Raw genomic sequence first — 20,067 nt, 5'->3', positions numbered from 1 at the left:
GTTTGAGTGATGGCTCAAACATCAAGCGCTCTCGCCTGCGACGTCCGGCGCGTCCACCCGGACGCCGTCGAAGCCGCCCGTGCGCGCCTCACGGAGCGGGCCGGCGCGCTCGACGGCGCCCGCGCCCTCTTCGCCGCGCTGGGCGATCCGACGCGGCTCCGGCTCCTCGCCGCGCTGCAGGGCGGCCCGCTCTGCACGTGCGACCTCGCCGCGACGCTCGGCGTCACGGAGTCGGCCGTGAGCCACCAGCTCCGGGGCCTCCGCGCGCTCCGCCTCGTCGCCAGCGACCGTGACGGGCGCGTGGTGTACCACCGGCTCGACGACGCCCACGTCGGGGCGCTCCTCGACGTGGCCGCCGAGCACGTCGCCGAGGCCGGCGAGTAGATGCCCGTGCCGCCCCCCGCTCGCCGGTCCACCTGGGACCGGATCCGCTACACGCTCTACGCGCCCGTCTACGACCCGGTCGTCCGGCGTCTCGACGTCGGGCGCCGCCGGTCGCTGGCGCTGGCCGACCTCCGGCCCGGCGAGCGCGTCCTGATCCCGGGGTGCGGGACCGGCTTCGACTTCGAGCACCTGCCGGCCGGTGTCGCCGTCGTCGCGGGGGACGTGGCGCCGGGGATGGTCCGGGCGGCGCGCGCTCGCGCCGAGGCCCTCCGCCTCGACGCCGAGGTGGGAGACCTCGACGCCCACCGGCTCGACCTGCCGGACGGCTCGTTCGACGTCGTGTTGCTCCACCTGCTGCTGGCCGTCGTCCCCGATCCCGATGCGGCCATCCGGGAGGCCGCGCGCGTGCTCCGGCCCGGCGGGCGCGTGGCCGTGTTCGACAAGTTCCTGCCGGACGGCGCACGCCCGTCGCTCCGCCGCCGCGCCGCGAGCGCGGCCGCCCGCGTCGTCGCCACCGACCTGACGCGCCAACTCGGCCCGCTCCTCGAGGGCGCCGGGCTGGTGCTGGAGCGCCGCGAGCCGGTCCTCTTCGGCGGGCTGTTCGAGGCCGCGCTCGCCCGCAAGCCGCCGTCCGCCCCCGACCCGACCGATGCCTGAGCCCCTCCGCCTCGATCTCGCCGTGCTCCTGCCCGACGCGCCGGACGCCCGCGACGCCTGCGTGGCACGGTTGACCGACGCGATGGCCGCGACGTCGGGCGTCGAGCGGGCGCACGTGCTGCCGGCCGAGGACGGCCAGCCGGCCCGGCTCTGCCTCCACTACGACCCCGGCGCCGTCGCGCTCCCGCGCCTCCGCCGCGCTGCCGAGCGGGCCGGCGCGCACCTCACCGAGCGCTACGGCCACGTCCTCTGGCCCGTCGACGGGCTTGGCCACCAACGCCGCGCGCGGACCGTCGCCGCGCGGTTGCAGAAGACGCCCGGCGTCGTCGAGGCCGAGGCCAACGCGACGGGCCCCCTCCGCATCGAGTTCGACCGGGAGGCGACGACGGAGGCCGACCTCCGCCGCGCCCTCGCCGGCCTCGGTGTGACCGTCCGGGGGGACGCGCCCCCTGAGGTCACGACGGCGACGCACGACCCCGCGGGCCACGATCACGCCGAGCACAGCGCCGAGGCGGGCGGAGCCGACGGCCACGCGGGGCATGACCACGCGCCGGGCGCTCACGGTCACACGCACGGCGGCGTCTTCGGCGAGCGGACGGAGCTGATCTTCGCGATCCTCGCGGGCGTCTGCGTCGCCGTCGGGTGGGGACTGGCGACGTTCACCGGCGTCGCCGAGTCGATTCCGCTGGCCCTCTTCATCGGCGCGTACGTCTTCGGCGGGTGGTTCACCGTCCGCGAGGCGTGGGGTTCGATCCGGGCCGGGCGGTTCGAGATCGACTTCCTGATGATCGTGGCCGCGGCCGGCGCGGCAGCGCTCGGCGAATGGTTCGAGGGAGGGCTGCTCTTGGCGCTGTTCTCGATCGGCCACGCGCTCGAGGGCTATGCGATGGGGCGCGCACGCCGCGCCATCGAAGCGCTGGCCGATCTGGCCCCGGCGACGGCCCGTGTCCGCCGCGACGGCGAGGAGCGCGAGGTACCGGTCGAAGAGCTCCGCGTCGGCGACACCGTCGTCGTCCGTCCCGACGAGCGGATCGCGGCGGACGGCATCGTGGCCAAGGGGACGAGCGCCGTCGACCAGGCGCCGGTGACGGGGGAGAGCGTGCCCGTCGACAAGCGGCCCGCCGACGACCTCGACGCCGCAGTGGCCGCGCCCGAGGACGTCGACGCTGCGCACCGCGTGTTCGCCGGGACGCTCAACGGGGCCGGCGCGCTCGACGTGGTCGTGACGCGGCCGGCCGGCGAGACGACGCTCGCGCGGGTGGTCCAGATGGTGGCCCAGGCGGAGACGGAGCGGAGCCCGACGCAGCGGTTCACCGACCGGTTCGAGACGGTCTTCGTGCCGGCCGTGCTCGCCCTCGTCGTCGCCCTCCTGTTCGCGTGGGTCGTCGTGGACGAGACGTTCGCCGAGTCGTTCTACCGCGCGATGGCCGTGCTTGTGGCGGCGTCTCCGTGCGCGCTCGCCATCGCCACGCCGTCGGCCGTCCTGTCGGGCGTGGCGCAGGCCGGGCGGAGCGGCGTCCTCGTCAAAGGGGGCGGCCCGCTCGAGGCGCTCGGCGGGCTGACGGCCATCGCGTTCGACAAGACCGGGACGCTGACCGAGGGCGAGCCGCGCGTGACCGACGTCGTCCCGGCCGACGGAGCGACCGAGGCGGAGCTGGTCGAGACCGTCGTCGCCGTCGAGCGCCTCAGCGAGCACCCGCTCGCACGGGCCGTCGTCCGCGACCTCGGCGACCGCGCGGGCGGGGCCGCAGCCGAGAACCTGGAGAGCGTGACGGGCCACGGCGTCCGCGCCACCCTCGGTGGCGAACCGGTCGTCGTGGGCAAGCCGGCGCTCCTCACGCTCGACGGCGGGGCGCCCGCTCCCGACGCGCTCCTCGACCGCGACCGCCAACTCAAGGCCGATGGCCGCTCGACGATGCTCGTCAAGCGCGGCGACCGCGTGCTCGGCGTCGTCGGGCTGATGGACACGCCGCGCGAGGCGGCCCGCGACGTGCTCCGCCGGCTCCGCGCGCTCGGCATCGAGACGACCGTCATGCTCTCGGGCGACGCCCAGGCCGTGGCCGACGCCGTGGCCCGCGAGGTCGGCATCGACGAGGCCCGCGGCGACCTCCTACCGGACGACAAGGTGGCGGCCGTCAAGGCGCTCCGCCAGCGCGGCGAGGTGGCGATGGTCGGCGACGGCGTCAACGACGCGCCGGCGCTGGCGAACGCGACCGTCGGCATCGCGATGGGCGCGGCCGGCTCGGACGTGGCCCTCGAAACGGCCGACGTCGCGCTCATGGCCGACGACCTGAGCAAGCTCCCGTTCGCCGTCGGACTCAGCCGGAAGACCCGCCGGATCATCCGCCAGAACCTCTGGCTGAGCCTCGGGATGGTCGCCTTCCTCGTCCCGGCGACGATCTTCGGGTTGGGGATCGGGCCGGCCGTCGCGCTCCACGAGGGGAGCACGCTCGTCGTGGTGGGCAACGCGCTCCGCCTGCTGGCCTACCGGGGCTGACGCTCCCTCACCCCGCGCTCGGCGGTCGCCTCGCCGAGGTGGACGGGTCCGCCGTCCTGTGCCCGGAGTGGGGGCACAGCGCTCCCCTCAAAATCGGTAAAAATGGGTGTCCAAAGGCCGATTTGTGGATCCGGGGTAACGGCAGGGTGAAAGGTCTGCCTGCCCCAGCCCTTGGAACGGTAGAATGCGGAAACCAGCCTGGCTACAGTTGATTGAGGTCGGTCAAGAACTTCGAGGTGCTCCCTCCTGGCTTCGTCACGGGGACCGGGCGTCGACGCCTGACGGAAACGGGGCAGTGCTCCAGGGGAGGGGAACTCCTGGGAAGGGGGACCCCACAGGTGAGGGGGGCGGACGAGCTCAGGGGGCGCCGTGGACCGCGTAGGGCCGTCAGGGCGGACTCATCCCCCTACTCATGCCCCTCGCGCTCACACCCCCGCCGGCTACGTCCGGCCGCGTCACCGTCATCGGGACGGCGGCCGACCTCCCGCCCGGCCCGTGGCTCCCGTTCTTCGCCTCGGACGTCGCCGCGGGCTTCCCGTCCCCGGCCGACGACTACGCCGAGGGCGAGCTCGACCTCCGCGACCTCCTTGGGGCCTCGTCCCCGAGCGTGTTCTTCTGCCGGGCCGAGGGGTGGTCGATGCGGGACGAGGGGATCCGCGACGGCGACGTGCTGGTCGTCGACCGTGCCATCGAGCCCGAGTCGGGGATGGTCGTCGTGGCCGCCGTCGACGGCGAGCTGACCGTTAAGCGGTACGTCCGGCGGGGAGAGAGGGTGGTTCTGCTGGCTGCGAACCCGGACCACGAGCCGATCGAGCTCCTCGACGGGCAGGACCTCGTCGTGTGGGGCGTCGTGACGAGCCACGTCGGGTTCCACCTGCCAAATGGGAAGGGCCTCCGGCGCGTGGCCGCTTGATCCCTGATTGAGCGTGCCTGACAGCGGAGAGGCCGAACAGGCTGTCTCGCAAACCCTGGTGTACGAGAGGTTAGGCCTAACGTCGGCCCTCGGAGCCAACAGGTTACTGCGAGTCTCTGCACCGGCCTGCCCGCTACCCTTTGGAAGAGGACCAGTTTCAGAGTCGGTAGGTGGCGAGCACGGCATGTGGGTAGGCTCACCGGGGAGAGGGGGAAAGTCGCGCTAATGGTCCGGAGGCGCGTCGTTCGTACAACATTGCCACCCCTGGCGGTCAAACCCGATGCAGAAATCTTCCTATCCGTCCCCGACTCTCCGCCTAGAGACCCGAACGCGCCCCCTCCGCGCGGCCTTCCTCGTAGCCCCAGACACTCTTCCGGCCGACGCCTTCGACGCACTCATCGAGACCTGCCAGGGCGCGTGGGGCGGCGGCTTCTGGCCCATCATCCCCACCGACGGCGAGACGATCTCCGACGACTACTGGCGCCTCCTCTCGCTCACCGACCCCGACGTGGTCACGGCTGCCTTCGACTTGTCGGACGACCTCAAGCGGAGGATCGAGGTCGAGATCGGGCCCGCCCACCTGGAAGTCCGGCCCGTCGACCCCGCCGACAGCCACCCCCTCGTCCGAACCGGCTGGCCAATCCGGCCCCTCGCATCGACGGGCGTCTTCCGCCACCACCAGCGCCAAGCCCATTTCTTCTCGTCGGACACGCCGCTCGTGTGGTTCGAAGAGCAGTACCTCGGTGGGCGCCCCGCGCCGACGTTCCCCGCCCGACGGTTCGTCCAGCGCAACTTCGGCTACCCCCGGGCCTCGTGGCCCCTCGCGCACGAGCTCAAGAGCCTGCCCACCCGTGAGATCCTCCTCAACGAGAAATCGGAGGCCGCTGTCCTCGCCGAGCTCACCGACGTCCGGTGTCTCCACTACCGGTTCTTGTGCAGGGAGTACGCCCCGACCCCATTCGCCCCCGGCTACCTCCCCACTCCCGCCCACGCCGTCGTCGTGGGCGACTCGGTCTCCGACGCGCTGCGGGCGTGGAACCGGTCCGTCACGTCGCACCCCCGCGGCCGGGTCCTGTGGCTCCCCACCTCGCTCGCCAACGACGCCGCGTTCCTCGACGCGCTCCGCTTGTGGGCCAGGGACCAGATGGGGCGGTCCTCCCAGGGACCCCACGGCTTGGTGATCGAAAGCGCCACCGTCGCGGTCGACCGCCTCGACGCGCTCTCCGAGGCCCTCGGCACAATCGGGTCCGTCTCCACTGAATCCTTCGACCCTGCGTCGCTCCCATTCTCCGGGGAGCCGTCGCGGACCGGGCACCGCCCCTTCAGGGAGCGCCTCCCCCTCCTCTCGACGTCGGCCACCGCCGTCGTCACCAACGCCGAGGCCACCGCCTCTCCGGTCACGCCCCCGGTCGTGGTGGCCTCCGACGGCGACGGCGGATGGATGGTGGACCTCGACCTCGTCGACGACACGACGCCTGCCCGATCCGTCAACGTCTCCCCTCGCTGGCGTCTCCCCAGACGCCCCGCACTCGTCCACCCGTTCCTCCAGCAGGGGGCGTGGCCACGAGCGTGGAGGGTCGTGAACGGTGGGCTTCCTTCCGTCAGCGCGACCGTCGACCACCCCACTGTTACGCTTCGAGTCCCCGACCCATGGGCCGTCGCCAACGCCCTCCTCACGACGGAGGAAGCACAGGACGCCCCGACGCCCCGTATCGGCCACGTCGCAGCCTCGGAGCAGGGGCGGCGGTTTCAGGCGGCCGTCGACCTCTTCGGGGGCATCTACAAGGCCGGACAGGTCCTCGGCAGCTCGTTCTGGCGAAAGCAGTTGCTCCGAGCGGCGGGCGACCCCGTCGCCTCCCGGGAGGCCCAGGTCGCCATCGCGCGACGCCTCCTGGACGAGCGCGGCGACCGGACGGCCGAGAGCCTAGCCACAGAACTCGCTTCGAAGCTCAACCGCACCATGCGGCGCGCGGGGGACACCGTCCGCAAGCACGACGTAAAGGCCGCGTACCACCGGGCGGTCAGGGAGGCTTATCCCGACGTGCCCAGGGACCAGCGTCCGTCGTTCGAGGAGGAAGGCTGGCCAGACTTCGAGTGGCTGGTCGAGCAGGGCGTGTTCCTCCAGGGGACCGACCTCCGGTGCCCGTCGTGCAGCCTCTCCCGGTGGCACCCCGTCGACGACCTCGCGCGGACCGTCCGGTGCCCGGAGTGCCTCCGCCCCTTCGCGCTCCCTGCCGACCCAGGCTGGTTCTACCAGCTCAACGGGCTCGTCCGCTCGGCCATCGCCGACGACGCCGTGCTCCCCCTCATCGACACCGCCTACGCGCTCGCGAGGGATGCTCGTACCCACGCTCGGGTGTGGCCACCACTCGATCTGCGCGAAGGCTACGACGCCGCTCCCTTTACGGACCTCGACGTATGCATCCTACTCGACGGCCGTCTCGTCGTAGGCGAAGTCAAGTCCTCGGCGTCCGGGTTCGACGATCGCCAACTCGCAACGCTCGCCACCGTCGCTGCCGCCGTCGCTGCCGATGAGATCGTGCTCGCCGCTCCGGCAGAGACTTGGACCGATGACCAGGAGGCCGGATCAATTCAGGTCGTTCGCGACGCCCTCCCCATGGAGACCCACGTCCGGACGCTTCGCCTTGCCCCTGACCCCTACTTCTAGCTAACGCGATGTGCGAGTATTGGCGGCGAGGAACTGGCTGGCCTCTCGCGGCCTCTCCGTGGTCCACTACGATCACTGCCAAGCCGGAGCCTCCCGTCCCCGATGTCGTGTCCGTGTAGCCCGGCGGGGCCCCCTCAAGCGAGTCGGCCGACGAACTCCCGCACCGGCCCGTCTCCTCGGAGTCGTCGCTCGTGCCGCATAAGGGAATCGACGTAGGCCCGAACTCCGGCCGGATTCCGGTCGACCTGGGCCTGGAAGCTCCGCAGAAGGAACTCGCGGCGCCTGGCGCACCGGTCCTGCCCCCCGCTCTCTCCGTAGAGCAGGTCGAAGGCCAGCGCCTCCTCCAGGTAGAGCTCGTATATGTCCCCCAGTCCCCTGGCGACTCCCTCGACGGCCATCCCGAGGGAGTCGACGTACGGCGAGGCGAGGTGGCGCCGCTCCAGTTCCATGAGGAACTGGACGTATGCCCGGAAGACGTCCCGGCTCCCGACGACGTCCGTCGTCCCACGTGGGACGGCGTAGTACGCCTCGAAGTCGTCTCGGACCCGGCGGAGGTCGTCGTCCCGCAGCGCGCTCGACCCCGTCCGGGCGCTGAGCCGGGCGAGGGCCCGGAGAAACACGAGGCTCTGGATTCGCTCTTCAATCCCCCCCGTCTCGACCACCTCGGCCCGGCGCCCGTACGACTCCATGAAGTCGCGCCTGAGGATCCGCTCTCTCCGGTCCACCATCTCCCGCGCGGCCGGGGCGATGAGGGCGTCGAGGTCGAGCGACCGCAGGAGGTCGTACGCCGTGTGGCGGGTCAGCTCGGCGTCCCACTCGGACCCGAACCGGTCCGCGATCGCGCCCGAATCGAGGTCCCGAGTCCTCCTCACGCTGACCTCGGTGAGGTCGGCCAGCGTACGGCCCGTCCCCTCGACCGTCAGGTCGTCCCCTGGCGCTCGCCTGGCCCCCTTGAGAACCGCGACGACCTGCGGGCGGATCCAGTTCACGCATGGGGAGGCGAGGTCGTCCTCGACCGTGAACTCCCCCCGGTAGCTCCCCTCCTCGTCCCTCTCGGGGTCGCAGTCCCCGGTCCTACTGAGGCTGACGCCCTCGCTGTAGACCACGCTGAACGTGTCGTAGTCGACGGCCAGCCGAGGCGCGAGGCTCCCGAACCACTCCGACCAATCGACCGCCGTGCGGGCCCTCGCTAGTTGGATCCTCCGGGCCACTCGCGAGGAGTCTTCCCAGGTCAGAACGACCCGCTTGGCCTCCCGAAGGGGGATCTTGTCTCCGGGCCGGACCTCGTGGTTCCGATCGTCGTCGTAGACCCACGCGTACCCGTCCCCCGGGTCGGGCAGCACGACGGCACGGCCGGACCACCCGACCGCCGCGAGGGCGAGGCCGAGGGTGGCCAGGATCGGCGCCGTCGCCTTCGCCCCGAGGATGGTCACCGTGGCCGGCTCCAAGTAGAGCTCGGGGTACCGCCAGACGGCGATGATGCCCGAGAGGGTGCGGAACCACCCGGCCAGGGCGACGATCTGGAGCCCGAAGAACCCGAGGGCGAACGAAGCCGCGCTGGCGACGAGGACGGGCGAAGTCCACCCGCCCCTCACCCCGTCGTTGTAGGTCGCGTTCCACGCGAACACGGCGGCGAAGAGGAGGAGGAGGGCCCCGAAGTTCGTACGGAGCTCGCGGGGTTGCCGGCCCCGCCCCACCTCCACGACGACGACGTCGGAGCCTCTCTGTGACAAGGCACGCGCCGGGCTCCACTGGAACCGGACCCGGACGGGGAGCACGTGCTTCCCCCGGACACTCAGGTCCAAGACGAGCTCGCCCGGCCTCTTCCCACTTACCTCGGGGAGGTCGGGGGCCTCGAACTTGACCACGAACTGGACTTTGTCAGGGACGTCGTCGTCCCCCCTCAGCCTGATCGGGAACGTGTCGGGGTCGTTCGGGCGGACCGGTACGAGACCGACCTCCTCGCCCTCGCCGACCCGTTCCCGCCCCAGGGACACGTAGTGGAGCGAGGCGCCGTAGAGCGTCGGGCTCTCGTTCGGTTCGAGGTCGAACTCCAAGGGGAGGACGAGCGTCGCGTCCCCCGATTCAGCGTCGACGTGCAGGGTTCCTTTTCCCGCCTTAATGATCCGCACGGTAGCGCCGCTCATGCGGCAGGTTCGTACGGGGGGGACGTGCGCCGATGATCCGGCTCCCATCCTCCACAGTCAAGCCCCCGAGCACGATTCGAGCCGTGAAATCGACTGCGGCCTCTCCTCGCGCAGGACCTGAACCTGGCGGCCGCCGGGCCCGCGAGTCGCGCGGCGGCGCCTTCGCCTGAGCGGGACGGGGGCCGTCGGGTCCGACTCGCTCCGGGGTCCGCCCGGTGGCACGGGGCGAAACGGCCGACGGATACCCCAGGGCCCTGCTTTTAAGGGGGGGAAGGGTTCCTCCGGGTTGAACGGTCCGTCGGTCGCGGTTGAGTGGTCCGCCGACCGTGGTTGAGTGGCGTCCCGAGGGCCTGGAGTCCTGGGTGCCCCAGGATTTTTTTACGCGGGTCGCCCTCTCTTCCTCCACCTGGTACCGACGGGGTACTCCCCCTCGGCCGGGCACAGGGCCTCCGGCGTTCGCGCGGTGGGAACGACCCGGCACCCGTCACGGCCCCGGGCGTAGCGTCCGCCATGGACCGCCCCCCGCCTCGCCCCGATTGCGGCACCGTCGCCCCGACGACGGAGGCCGTCCTCGACGCCGTCCGCGAGGCGAACGGCCGGCGGGCCGTGGCGCCGGCCCGGACCGTCGAGGCCGCCGCGGCCGAGGTCGAGGCGTACCTCGTCGTCCCCGCGTGGGCCGCGGGCGAGCCCGCCGCCGACGTGGCCGCCGAGGTCCTCCGGGCCCTCCACGGCGTCGAGCCCTCCCGGGCCCCCTTCCTCTGGGCGATCTACGCCGAGGGCGCACGGCGGCTCGGGTTCGCCGGGGCCGTCCCCGTCCCGACCGGCGGAGGAACGGGCCCGGAGGCGGAGGCATAGCACGGCTCGGAGCGACGGCGGCCCCGCGCCGCCGTCGGCTCTGTGCGGCCCCCGGCGTGTTGCTGCGCGCCGGGGGCTCCTCTATCCGAGGCCCCCGGCGAGCCGAGCGATCTCGGCAGCGTGGGCCTCGACGGCCCCCCGCAGGCGCTTGACCTCGTCGGGCGTGAGCTCGCGCCCCCGCGTCGTCGTCGTGTACCACGTGGACTCCTTGAACCCGGCCGCCTTGGCCACGGTCCGGACGGGGAGGTACGGCTTGAAGAGGTCGGAGAACTCGCGGGCGGTCATGGGTCCGGGGGGCGTCGTCGGAAGGTAAACCAAAGCGGGGGCGTGAGTAGTTTTTTCTTGACATTGGGCAGAAAAGTATGTACAATTGAGATGTCCGACGGGCGCAGCAACGCCCTCCCTCTCACCGCCCCGCCAGGGGCATCCCGCACAGAGCCATGTTCCAGATCACCATCCACATCCCCTCACCGCTCCACGGCACGCTCGCCGTGACGGCCCGCGTCGAGCCCGGCCGCTACGAGGTCGAGGGGGTCAAGACGCCGACCGGGGCCCCGGTCGCCTGCACGCCCGACCTCATCGACGACATCGAGACGGCCATCGAGTTCGAGGTCCAGTGCGCCCGGTACGAGGCCCTCTTCTTCGACTGCGAGGACCCCGCCCTCGTCGCGCTCTACGCCTAGCGGCGTCCGGCCCGGGGCCTTGGTCCCGGGCCCGCTCCCCCCTGACCCCCCGACCGATGCCCTACGACACCCTCCGCACGCTCGACGACCCCGCCGACCTCGCCCGCTACCTCGACCTCAAGGCCGAGCGCCAGCGGCTCGACGCCGAGATCCGAGCGCTCGAACCGACCATCTACTCGGCCCTCCTCGACGAGGACCGGGCGACGGCCGACGTGCTCGGCCACACGCTCGCCGTCCGCACGCGCCGCACCTACGAGTACGGCCCGGCCGTCGACCGGCTCGCGGGCGAGCTCAAGGCGCTCAAGACGTACGAGGAGAAGGCCGGGGTCGCCGCGTGCGTCCGGGCCACCGGGTACGTCGTCGTCACGCGGTCCGCCCCCGCCGAGCCGGACCGGCGCGCCGCATGAGCCGCTCAGTCCTCCCCGGTCAGTCGGGGAGGGCGCCTTCCCCCGCCCGGACGGTGCGCGGCCGCGCGGGATTTCCCCCTCGTCACCTGGACCCGTGGGGTCCGCTCCGCGCCGGTCCTCCCGGCGTCGTCGGACGGGAGGGTCCGGCACCGGGGCGTCCTACACCCCCCGCACGATGGCCAGGACCTCCTCCGTCGTCGTCCGAGCGAACCGCTCGGCGTCGTCCAGCCGCGCCTCGCTCTCGCCGAGGGCGTCGAGGAGGTCGGAGAGCTCGTCGTCGGGGTTCCGGGTCACGGCCCGCTCGGCCGCCTCGTCCTCGACGCGCTCCTTGATCGCCAGCCCGAGCGTCAGGGCCTCTAGGACGACGGCCACGAGGGGGGCCGCGAGGGAGAGCGCGCGGAGGGCCGCTTGGAGGGCCTGCTCGCTCATCAGCCCCCCGGCCTGTTCGAGCGCCGCCTCCCTCGCGATCCGGGCCACCGTCTCCACGCGACCGGGCGGGGGCTCGCCGACGTAGGCACTGAGGGCCCCGGCGTAGTCGGACAGAGCGAGGGTCGCCGAGTCGACGGCGATCGCGGAGTACCGGACGACGTCCTCGGCGAGGAGGAGGAGCCCGCGGAACTCGGCCGGGTCGCCGTGGGGGAGCGGGTCGGACGGCGGTCGGGGGGCGAGCCCCATGAGGGCCACGAGCTTGTCCTCGATCTCGCGGAGCCCGTCGGTCCCCCCGCGGACCGCGACCGCGACGGCGCGGCCCTGGAGCCCGCTGAGGAGCAGGTGGGTCCCCAGAGCGAGGTGGGAGACGACCGACGACATGTGGGCGTCGGCGCCGAGTCGGGCCCCGATGCGGTGGCGGGCCTCCCTCGCGGCCTCGACGGTCCGGCGGGCCTTCTCCGCTGCCGGGTCGTCGTACGCCCTGAGCTTCTCGATCGCCCGGGCCCGGAGCGGGGCGACCTCGAAGTCACGCGTCGCGTCAAGGAACCGGACTCTCGCGGCGTCGAGCCCCTTCACCACCCGATGGAGCCGTTCGACGTGCTCTCGGATCGAGTCGAACGGGCCGTCTATGGGATCGGAGAGGGTTGTGTCCATCGCTCTTCGGGCTAGGGGAAGGCGTCGGGATCGGGACAGGGCCCGCAGCCAATAAAGGGCGCGGGGTCCAAAGTCACAAAGTCAGGCCACCTCCACGGAGTACCGAGCGCGATCCCGCGACGGGCACTGTCCACCCGGACTGGGTCCGTACGGAGCAGGGGGCTCGGCGGCCTACGTGTCGTCCCGCTGGTAACATCCCCAGCCCGATCCCCACACATCCGACCCCGTGCCCGACGTCTACGAGCCCCGCATCGACCTCGACGAATTCCTCCGCGACGCCGCCGCGTCCGGCGGGGCCGAGCGCGCGAACGCCCAGACGTTCTTGAACGGGCTGGCGGACGTCCTTGGCGTCGAGCGCCCGCACTACGCGACGGGCGACACGCGGGCCGACGCCTACGTTTACGAGCGCCCGCTCACGTTCCGCGACGGCCGCCAGTCCAAGGGGTTCGTCGACCTCTACAAGCGCGGGGCCTTCGTGCTGGAGACGAAGCAGGGGGCCGACGCCAAGCGGACCGAGGGCGGTCGGAAGCTGAGGCAGGGCCACGGGCGCCGAGGGACGCGGGCGTGGGAGGCCACGATGCAGGCCGCGCGGAACCAGGCCGAGGGGTACGCCCGGAACCTGGAGGCCGCCGAGCCCCCGCCCCCGTTCGTCGTCGTGTGCGACGTCGGGTTCTGCCTCGACCTCTACGCCGACTTCTCCGGGTCCGGCAGGCTCTACCGCCCGTTCCCGGACGCCGAGCGGAACCGGGTCCGCTTAGGCGACCTGGCGGACCCGGAGACGCGGGCGACGCTGGCGGCCGTCTTCGAGGACCCGCTCTCACTCGACCCGGCCCGGCGCCAGGCCCGCGTGACGGTCGAGCTCGCCGACGAGCTCGCCACGCTGGCGACGTCGCTCGACGGGGCGACCGACGCGGACGGGGCGCCGATGGACGCCGAGGCCGTGGCCTCCTTCCTCTCGCGGTGCCTCTTCTCGATGTTCGCCGAGGACGCCGGGCTCATCCCCGAGGGCGCGTTCCGCCGGCTCCTCGAGGCGTACGCCGACGACCTCGACCACCTCCCCCACGCGCTGGCCCACTTCTTCCGGACGATGGACGAGGGCGGGTACGTCGGCGAGGTCCGCGAGCACGTCCGGCGGTTCAACGGGCTCCTCTTCAAGGACACCCGGACGCCCCGGCTCACCGAGGACCAGCGGGCCGCGCTCCTCGACGCCTCCCGGTCGGACTGGGCCGAGGTCGAGCCGTCGATCTTCGGGACGCTCATCGAGCGCGCGCTCGACCCGGCGGAGCGCCACGCGCTCGGGGCCCACTTCACGCCGCGGGCCTACGTCGAGCGGCTCGTCGGGCCGACCGTGCTGGAGCCGCTCCGGGAGGAGTGGGACGGGGCTCGGGCGGCGGCGACCCAGCTCATCGAGCGGGCCGAGGACGCGTCGGGCGGGCAACGGACCCGGCTCCGGAACGAGGCGCGGGCCGTCCTCGCGGGGTTCCTCACGCGCCTAGCGTCGGTCCGCGTGCTCGACCCGGCGTGCGGGTCCGGCAACTTCCTCTACGTCACGTTCGCCGGGCTCAAGGCGCTGGAGGACGAGGCCCGGCGGGCGGCCGAGGGGCTCGTCGGCGAGGCCGTCGGCGAGGGGTTCGGCGTGACGCCGCGCCAGATGCGGGGGATCGAGCTCAACGCGCGGGCGGCGGCCATCGCCGACCTCGTCCTGTGGATCGGGTACCTCCAGTGGCATAGGCGCCGGTACGGGGGGAGCCAGCCGCTCCCCGAGCCGGTGCTGGAGGGGTACGGCCAGGTCGAGCACCGGGACGCCGTCCTGACTGAGGCGGGCGAGCCGGCCCCGTGGCCCGACGCCGAGTTCATCGTCGGCAACCCGCCGTTTCTAGGGAAGGGCGAGCCAATGCGGACCGCGCTCGGACAGGGCTACCTCGACGCGCTGGCGAAGGCGTACCCCGCCGTCCCGGGCTCAGCCGACTTCGTGCTCTACTGGTGGCACCGCTCGGCCGAGGCCGTGCGCCGAGGCGAGGTCCAGCGCTTCGGGCTCGTCACGACGAACTCGCTGCCCCAGACGTTCAACCGGCGGGTGATTGACCGACAGTTAGACGGCGAGCCGGTTGCGGATCGACCCGGCGCCGACGGGCTGTTCACAGGCGGAGGCGAGGTCCCCTCGCTCGCTCTTGCGTTTGCCATCCCAGATCACCCATGGGTGGACTCGGCGGACGCCGCCGACGTGCGCGTCGCCATGACGACGGGCGTTCGGGCTGACGACTTCCCCCCGGACGCTGGCCGGCTCGCGGTCGTGACGCACGAGCGCGACGACGACGGCGACGGGATCGCTGAGGTGGACCTGACCGACTACGTCGGCTCGATCAACGCGGACCTGACGGTCGGCGCCGACGTGACGCAGGCCGAACCGCTCGACGCGAACCAAGGCATTAGCAGCGTCGGGTCGATGTTCTCAGGCCGAGGCTTCGTCCTCACGCCGGACGAGGCCGAGCGGATGAAGGCCCAAGTGGGCGACGACCCCCACGTCCGGCCGACGCTCAACGGCCGGGACTTGACAGCGCCGCCGAGGGAGCGGTACGCGCTCGACTTCTACGGGCTCACGGCGGACGAGACCCGCGACAGGTACCCGGAGGCCTTCGAGCGGCTGGTCCGGGAAGTGAAACCCGCTCGGGACACGAACCGGCGTAAGAGCTACCGGGAGAACTGGTGGCTCTTCGCCGAACCACGCCCGACGCTCCGTTCCGCGCTCGCCGGCCTCCCCAGGTACATCGCCACGCCGGAGACGGCCAAGCACCGGCTGTTCCAGTTCCTCGACGCTTCGATCCTCCCTGAGCATAAGATCATCGCCATCGCCTTCGACGACGCCTACCACCTCGGCGTGTTATCGAGCAGTGTCCACGGCGAGTGGGCAGATCGGGCCGGCGGGCGGCTCGGCGTGGGGAACGATCCCGTGTACAACACGACGCGCTGTTTCCAGCCCTTCCCCTTCCCCAACGCGACGGACGCCCAGGCCGATGCCATCCGCCAGTTCGGCGAAGCCATCGACGCGCACCGGAAGGCCCGCCAGTCCGAGCACCCCGGCCTCGGCCTGACGGACCTCTACAACGCCGTCCAGGCCCTCCGCCTCGGCCGCGACCTGACGGCCAAGGAACGGCGGGCCGCAGACGACGGGCTCGCTCACACGCTCCTCGACCTCCACCGCCGGCTCGACCGGGCCGTCCTCGACGCCTACGGCTGGGGCGATCTCGACGCCGAGGCCCCCACCTTCCGCGCCGCCGTCCTCGACCGGCTCGTTGCGCTCAACGCCGAGCGCCGCGCCGAGGAGGAGGCCGGGACCGTCCGGTACCTCCGCCCGGCGTTCCAGAACCCCGGGGCCCCAGCGCAGGGCGGGCTCGACCTCCGCACGCCCGCCCCCGTCGCTGTCGACGACGAGCCCGATACGCGCCCGTGGCCCGACGCGCTCGCCGGACGGACGGTCGCCGTGCGTCAGGCCGTCGCCGCCGGGGCCTCGACGCCGGCCGAGGTCGCCGCCCGCTTCGACGGGGCCACGCCGCGCGCCGCCGAGGAAGTCCTCGACGCGCTCGCCGAACTCGGCCTCGTCCACCACGTCGGCGATGCCTTCACTTTGTAAACCTGACTCATGCCTCTCGAACTCGGAATCTGGCGGATCGACGGCGGCCTCGTCCCCATCCACTTCTCGGCCCTTCCCTTAGAGAGCCGGCTCGAAGATGTCCTCGCCTCCGACCTGTCCGTCCTGGACCCTGGTCTCCTCCTCGTCGGGCGCCAAATCACGACGGCCTTCGGGGGGTTCGTCGATCTCCTCGCCATCGACGAGGAAGGGGACCTCGTCGTCGTCGAGCTCAAGCGGGACCGGACCCCGCGGGAGGTCGTCGGGCAGGTCCTCGATTACGGCTCTTGGGCGGAGGGCCTGACCTACGAGGACGTGGCCGCCCTGTTCGCCGACAACAACGGCGGCGAAGACTTCGAGGCCGCGTTCGCTGAGCGGTTCGGGGCCGGCCCACCCGAGGCCGTGAACACGTCGCACCGGCTCATCGTCGTAGCGGCCAAGCTCGACCCGAGCACGGAACGGATCATCGGGTACCTCTCGGACACGTACGGCGTCCCCGTCAACGCCGTCTTCTTCCGTTACTTCGAGGAGAACGGGCACGAGTACCTCGCGCGGACGTGGCTGATCGACCCGTCTGAGGCCGAGGCCCGGCCCGGTCCGGTCCGTGCGACGAAGGCGAAGAAGCAGGAGCCCTGGAACGGGACCGACTTCTACGTCTCGGTCGGCGAGGGCCCGCACCGGACGTGGGAGGACTTCCGGCGGTACGGTTTCGTCTCGGCCGGGGAGGGCAAGTGGGCGAGCCAGAGGATGAGGGCCCTCCGCCCGGGTCACAGGGTCTCCGCTCACATTCCTGGAACTGGATACGTCGGCGTCGGGACGGTGACGGCCGAGGCCCGCCCCTCACGTGACGTCACTGTTGAGGTGAACGGGCAGACAGTCCCGCTCCACGACGTCCCCCTAGAGGCTCTGAGGATGCGGGAGCACTCCGACAACGACGACCTCTGCGAATGGGTCGTAAGCGTCGAGTGGGACCAGGCCCGACCGGCTAGCGAGGCCGTGTGGGAGACGGGGATGTTTGCGAACCAGAACCCGGCGTGCAAGCTCAGGAACCGCTTCACGCTCGACCGGCTCGCCGAGGCGTTCGACCTCGACGGCTAACCCGGTTCGGAACGAGGGACCGCTGACCTCGGCCCATGCTTGCCGGTCCACGGGAGGCGCCCACGCTTTGGAGGCGCCCCGGTCAACCGACCAGCCCGCGAAGGATCGTCAGGATCCGCTCCTCGGCCTCTTGGATCTCCGCGAGCAGAGCTGCCCCTCCTTCCGGGCCTCGTTGGAGGGCGCTCCGGATGAACAAGGCGAGGTCGGCCAGCCGTCGGTACGGGCACGGGTCGTACATGGCCCTACGGGGACTCGTCCCCATGCTCGTCAAGGTTGCCCCCCTCCAGGGAGGGGTCGGGCATGGCGAGCTTGGGCGTATGCGAGCTCGTCCCGTCCCCCTGCTCCGGGAGGAACCAGTAGTACACCCCGTCCGCCCCGAACCCCTCGCGGCGGTGATCGACGCCGAGGGACTGGCGGGCGCGGCGAAGGGCGGTCTTGCTGACGCCGACCTCCTCGGCCTCGGCCTCGACCTCCCTCGACGGCCGGGGACCCGTCGAAAGCGCGGCCTGAAGGAACGACTCGGCGTCGTCCTGGACTGGGGACGACGACCGCATCGCGGGCTCGAACAGGTCGTCGGCCCGGAGTCCGGTGGGCCCCTCCCACTGGACCACGCCGGCCCCGTGTTCGGGCGAGTCCACAATCCGGAACGCGAGCGACGGAGCCCACTTCATCACGTTGTTCTTGTGCGTCGCGAGGACCACCCGGCGCTCCCCCTGCGGGGCCGGGTCCGTCGGGTCCTCCGCGACGACGAGGCCGATCCGGGCGGCCCCGATGACGCCGATCGACCCCATCCCCCGATAGATCGCCTTCGACCCGCCGGACTTGTTGAGGTGGCGGACAAGGAGGACGGCGAACCCGTGGCGCCGGGCGGTCTCCTGCAACGGGGCCAGGGCGGACCGGACGCTCGCGTCGTTGTGCGAGTCCACGGACCCCTCCAGGTGCGCCGAGAATGGGTCGACGACGAGGAGCGTCGCCCCCATCTCCGAGCACACCCGGGCCACGAGCTCCGTGTCTCGGGGGAAGACGGCGGTGCGCGGCCCGCGGAGGTCTTGGACTACGTCGAGCACGCGGACCTGCGTGAGGTCGGCCCCGGACGCTTCTAGGCGAGGCCGGATCGTGTCGGCGGGGTCGTCCTCGCCGGTCACGACGACGACGGCTCCCGGGTGCTCGCAGTGCCCGCCGTCGGGCCACTCCCTCCCGAGGGTCACGCAGGCAGCGATCGCCGCGTACAACGTCGACTTCCCGAGGCCGGGGTCCCCGTCGAGGATCGTCATCTTCCCGAGGGCCAGCCGTCCCCGCCAGAGCCAGTGGACGGGGACGCTCTCGACCTCGGAGGCGAGGACGCCGGGGAGAGCGGGGACGGAGTCCGTGGACGGGGCCGCTGACGGCCCGGGATTTGGTGCTAGCATGGATGTAGTCGCTTGCGGCCCCGGCGACGTAGAGCCCCGCCGGACCGCGTGGGTGATGCCGTGCGCCCGGGGACACCCCGTCCCCGGGCGCGCTCCGGGTTACCCCTCGCGCCGGACGCGGCGGCTAGCGAGGAGCCCCTCGACGTCGGCGATCGCGTAGTACACGTTCTGCCCGACCTTCGAGTGCGCGAGCGTCCCGTCCTTCCTCCACCTCGCGAGGGTCGCCTTCGACACCCCCAAGGCGGCCTGCGCCTCGCGGTTCGTGAGGAACCCGATTGAGGGCCGGCCCGGCGATCGCCGAAGGTGGGGGACGAGTTCGTTGAGGAGGCGTCGGGCCGTCCGCTCCGCGACCTGCTCTGACGTGGTGCGGACTAGCTCCTGAATGACTCCGGCGAAGTCGGTCATCGGTGACACGGTGGGTACGCATCCAACGTCCGACGGCATCTACCGCCACCACGACCAACGTCGCGTGGTTTCTCTACCCAACGGCGTTGGGGGCGTCGTCGCTGGCCGGGCGGTAGCCCTTCGCCGCTTTCTTCTTCGCGGCGCTGTGGTCGAACAAGAGGAAGTCCGTGAACGGTGACCCCCCGGACCCCGACGCCCTCCGCTCGACCGTCTCGTACGCGTCCGTCCACGTCCGGCCTTCGGCGAAGTGGGCCCGCACGACCTGCTCGGCGAACTCGTCGTGAGTGAACCGGGACGGCTCGATAGTCACACCGTCTCGCTCGGGACTCGCCGTCTCCATTTTGGGCTCCGTGGCCTTTAGGTCCCGCGCCCGGCTCGCGACTGCCGTGGCCCTGGGCCGGTCCAACGCAAGCGAACTCGCGGCTCGCACGGCCGCGCTTCGCCTCAGGAAGGAGTCGCGGTGCGCCCGAACCTCGGATTCGAGGCCATGGAGACCCGAGTGCTGGGCGATGACGAGACAACAGTCGAGACCATAGACGGCGTAGAGCTGACAGAGCGCGTCGCCCACGAACCCGGCGCCCTCGCCCCACATGACCCCCCGGTGGAGCCGCCGCGCGAACGAGTAGAGCGAGGCGGAGCTCACGGTGAGGGGGGCGAAGTGGCAGGAGTCGTCCCCGCCAAGCGTCCCCATCAACTCCGGGATGTCCCCCATCGCCGTGCGCCAGTCCGTTCCCCAGTCCGGGTTCGGCAGCAACTCGTTCTTGATGGCGGCCTCCAGGGCGAGGGCCCGGATCACGTCCGCCGCGTGGTCCACGGTCGCCCGGGCGTCCTTGAGGTCCCGGGCCATCCCCTCGCGCTCGACGGCCTCGTGCTCCCCGAGCTCTCGGAGCCCGCCGCGGAGGTACGCCTCCTCGGCGGCCTGGACCCCGGGCTCCCGAGCCCCATCGAGGACCGGCCCGACCAGCCGGTCCCACTCCTCGTGGACGTCTCGGATATCGGGCTCGACGCCGAGTTCCCACTCGTACCTCGGCCCGCTGGCCGTGTGGCCCCACACGAGGTCGTGGGGTCGGGACAGGACCCGGCCGAAGGGGTGCCCGTCGTCCCTCTCCGTGAACACGTAGAGATCCGTCGCCGCCCGCCTGTAGCGGCGCTTTGACCCGAGGGTCGACACGAACTTGCGCACGTAGGGCTCTAGCGATGCGTCCATTCGATCGATGGGTAGGGTCGCCGAGA

Annotated in this window: 17 protein-coding genes; 10 read left to right on the top strand and 7 right to left on the bottom strand. The window is 72.1% G+C overall.

Annotation, left to right across the window (positions count from 1 at the left end; all coding sequences use genetic code 11):
* Positions 1–9 precede the first annotated feature (9 nt).
* The 5 genes from BSZ37_RS02015 to BSZ37_RS01995 all read left to right on the top strand — a co-directional run bounded on the left by BSZ37_RS02015 (position 10) and on the right by BSZ37_RS01995 (position 7,119).
* Positions 10–384 carry an ArsR/SmtB family transcription factor gene (locus BSZ37_RS02015; RefSeq protein WP_095508938.1) on the top strand — a complete coding sequence of 125 codons (375 nt, stop codon included), beginning with the start codon at positions 10–12 and terminating at the stop codon, positions 382–384.
* Positions 385–1,041: a class I SAM-dependent methyltransferase gene (locus BSZ37_RS02010; protein ID WP_095508937.1), complete on the top strand. Its 657-nt coding sequence runs from the start codon at positions 385–387 to the stop codon at positions 1,039–1,041.
* Complete coding sequence (locus BSZ37_RS02005) at positions 1,034–3,538, top strand: heavy metal translocating P-type ATPase (RefSeq protein WP_095508936.1); 2,505 nt, start codon at positions 1,034–1,036, stop codon at positions 3,536–3,538. Before BSZ37_RS02010 ends, BSZ37_RS02005 begins: the two co-directional genes overlap by 8 nt.
* A 412-nt stretch (positions 3,539–3,950) precedes the next feature.
* The gene (locus BSZ37_RS02000; protein WP_095508935.1) at positions 3,951–4,451 is read left to right on the top strand and encodes a LexA family protein; all 501 of its coding nucleotides are present in this window, start codon (positions 3,951–3,953) and stop codon (positions 4,449–4,451) included.
* A gap of 280 nt (positions 4,452–4,731) precedes the next feature.
* Positions 4,732–7,119 (top strand): hypothetical protein, encoded by a 2,388-nt coding sequence (locus BSZ37_RS01995; protein ID WP_095508934.1) that lies wholly within the window; start codon positions 4,732–4,734, stop codon positions 7,117–7,119.
* Between the two features lie 134 nt (positions 7,120–7,253).
* Here the strand turns inward: BSZ37_RS01995 and BSZ37_RS01990 are convergent, their stop codons facing one another.
* Positions 7,254–9,266, bottom strand: coding sequence for a hypothetical protein (locus tag BSZ37_RS01990; protein ID WP_095508933.1), 2,013 nt, complete (start codon positions 9,264–9,266; stop codon positions 7,254–7,256).
* Between the two features lie 510 nt (positions 9,267–9,776).
* On the opposite strand from BSZ37_RS01990, the gene BSZ37_RS01985 reads away from it, so the two are divergent.
* Positions 9,777–10,121: a hypothetical protein gene (locus BSZ37_RS01985; RefSeq protein ID WP_095508932.1), complete on the top strand. Its 345-nt coding sequence runs from the start codon at positions 9,777–9,779 to the stop codon at positions 10,119–10,121.
* A gap of 81 nt (positions 10,122–10,202) precedes the next feature.
* Here BSZ37_RS01985 and BSZ37_RS01980 read toward each other — a convergent pair whose 3' ends face one another.
* Positions 10,203–10,406, bottom strand: a complete 204-nt coding sequence (locus tag BSZ37_RS01980; RefSeq protein ID WP_095508931.1) for a hypothetical protein — start codon at positions 10,404–10,406, stop codon at positions 10,203–10,205.
* Positions 10,407–10,561: 155 nt separating this feature from the next.
* Here BSZ37_RS01980 and BSZ37_RS01975 point away from each other — a divergent pair, with 155 nt between their 5' ends.
* Positions 10,562–10,804 carry a hypothetical protein gene (locus tag BSZ37_RS01975; protein WP_095508930.1) on the top strand — a complete coding sequence of 81 codons (243 nt, stop codon included), beginning with the start codon at positions 10,562–10,564 and terminating at the stop codon, positions 10,802–10,804.
* Positions 10,805–10,860: 56 nt separating this feature from the next.
* Positions 10,861–11,211: a hypothetical protein gene (locus tag BSZ37_RS01970; protein WP_095508929.1), complete on the top strand. Its 351-nt coding sequence runs from the start codon at positions 10,861–10,863 to the stop codon at positions 11,209–11,211.
* Positions 11,212–11,370: 159 nt separating this feature from the next.
* On the opposite strand, the gene BSZ37_RS01965 is transcribed toward BSZ37_RS01970, so the two are convergent.
* The gene (locus BSZ37_RS01965) at positions 11,371–12,294 is read right to left on the bottom strand and encodes a hypothetical protein (protein ID WP_095508928.1); all 924 of its coding nucleotides are present in this window, start codon (positions 12,292–12,294) and stop codon (positions 11,371–11,373) included.
* A 226-nt stretch (positions 12,295–12,520) separates the two neighbouring features.
* On the opposite strand from BSZ37_RS01965, the gene BSZ37_RS01960 reads away from it, so the two are divergent.
* The gene (locus tag BSZ37_RS01960; protein WP_095508927.1) at positions 12,521–15,925 is read left to right on the top strand and encodes a class I SAM-dependent DNA methyltransferase; all 3,405 of its coding nucleotides are present in this window, start codon (positions 12,521–12,523) and stop codon (positions 15,923–15,925) included.
* A gap of 9 nt (positions 15,926–15,934) precedes the next feature.
* The gene (locus tag BSZ37_RS01955) at positions 15,935–17,020 is read left to right on the top strand and encodes an endonuclease NucS domain-containing protein (RefSeq protein WP_095508926.1); all 1,086 of its coding nucleotides are present in this window, start codon (positions 15,935–15,937) and stop codon (positions 17,018–17,020) included.
* A gap of 82 nt (positions 17,021–17,102) precedes the next feature.
* Here the strand turns inward: BSZ37_RS01955 and BSZ37_RS21770 are convergent, their stop codons facing one another.
* The 4 genes from BSZ37_RS21770 to BSZ37_RS21370 form a co-directional block, all read right to left on the bottom strand.
* On the bottom strand, positions 17,103–17,258 hold the full coding sequence (locus tag BSZ37_RS21770; protein ID WP_179299428.1) for a hypothetical protein: 156 nt from the start codon (positions 17,256–17,258) through the stop codon (positions 17,103–17,105).
* Positions 17,259–17,262: 4 nt separating this feature from the next.
* Positions 17,263–18,429 carry an AAA family ATPase gene (locus tag BSZ37_RS01950; protein WP_095508925.1) on the bottom strand — a complete coding sequence of 389 codons (1,167 nt, stop codon included), beginning with the start codon at positions 18,427–18,429 and terminating at the stop codon, positions 17,263–17,265.
* Positions 18,430–18,528: 99 nt separating this feature from the next.
* Positions 18,529–18,834, bottom strand: coding sequence for a helix-turn-helix domain-containing protein (locus BSZ37_RS01945; RefSeq protein WP_179299427.1), 306 nt, complete (start codon positions 18,832–18,834; stop codon positions 18,529–18,531).
* Between the two features lie 73 nt (positions 18,835–18,907).
* Positions 18,908–20,041 carry a hypothetical protein gene (locus BSZ37_RS21370; protein WP_143537532.1) on the bottom strand — a complete coding sequence of 378 codons (1,134 nt, stop codon included), beginning with the start codon at positions 20,039–20,041 and terminating at the stop codon, positions 18,908–18,910.
* Between the last annotated feature and the right edge of the window lie 26 nt (positions 20,042–20,067).

The sequence above is a fragment of the Rubrivirga marina genome, from assembly GCF_002283365.1.
Classification (GTDB): Bacteria; Bacteroidota; Rhodothermia; order Rhodothermales; family Rubricoccaceae; genus Rubrivirga; species Rubrivirga marina.
The sequence above is the reverse complement of the archived record's forward strand: the minus strand, read 5'-3'. Positions and strand labels throughout refer to the sequence as shown.

Coding starts and splice junctions, on each gene's coding strand:
- BSZ37_RS02015 (WP_095508938.1), top strand. CDS start 10: ATGGCTCAAACATCAAGCGCTCTCGCCTGCGACGTCCGGCGCGTCCAC.
- BSZ37_RS02010 (WP_095508937.1), top strand. CDS start 385: ATGCCCGTGCCGCCCCCCGCTCGCCGGTCCACCTGGGACCGGATCCGC.
- BSZ37_RS02005 (WP_095508936.1), top strand. CDS start 1,034: ATGCCTGAGCCCCTCCGCCTCGATCTCGCCGTGCTCCTGCCCGACGCG.
- BSZ37_RS02000 (WP_095508935.1), top strand. CDS start 3,951: ATGCCCCTCGCGCTCACACCCCCGCCGGCTACGTCCGGCCGCGTCACC.
- BSZ37_RS01995 (WP_095508934.1), top strand. CDS start 4,732: ATGCAGAAATCTTCCTATCCGTCCCCGACTCTCCGCCTAGAGACCCGA.
- BSZ37_RS01990 (WP_095508933.1), bottom strand. CDS start 9,266: ATGAGCGGCGCTACCGTGCGGATCATTAAGGCGGGAAAAGGAACCCTG.
- BSZ37_RS01985 (WP_095508932.1), top strand. CDS start 9,777: ATGGACCGCCCCCCGCCTCGCCCCGATTGCGGCACCGTCGCCCCGACG.
- BSZ37_RS01980 (WP_095508931.1), bottom strand. CDS start 10,406: ATGACCGCCCGCGAGTTCTCCGACCTCTTCAAGCCGTACCTCCCCGTC.
- BSZ37_RS01975 (WP_095508930.1), top strand. CDS start 10,562: ATGTTCCAGATCACCATCCACATCCCCTCACCGCTCCACGGCACGCTC.
- BSZ37_RS01970 (WP_095508929.1), top strand. CDS start 10,861: ATGCCCTACGACACCCTCCGCACGCTCGACGACCCCGCCGACCTCGCC.
- BSZ37_RS01965 (WP_095508928.1), bottom strand. CDS start 12,294: ATGGACACAACCCTCTCCGATCCCATAGACGGCCCGTTCGACTCGATC.
- BSZ37_RS01955 (WP_095508926.1), top strand. CDS start 15,935: ATGCCTCTCGAACTCGGAATCTGGCGGATCGACGGCGGCCTCGTCCCC.
- BSZ37_RS21770 (WP_179299428.1), bottom strand. CDS start 17,258: ATGTACGACCCGTGCCCGTACCGACGGCTGGCCGACCTCGCCTTGTTC.
- BSZ37_RS01950 (WP_095508925.1), bottom strand. CDS start 18,429: ATGCTAGCACCAAATCCCGGGCCGTCAGCGGCCCCGTCCACGGACTCC.
- BSZ37_RS01945 (WP_179299427.1), bottom strand. CDS start 18,834: ATGACCGACTTCGCCGGAGTCATTCAGGAGCTAGTCCGCACCACGTCA.
- BSZ37_RS21370 (WP_143537532.1), bottom strand. CDS start 20,041: ATGGACGCATCGCTAGAGCCCTACGTGCGCAAGTTCGTGTCGACCCTC.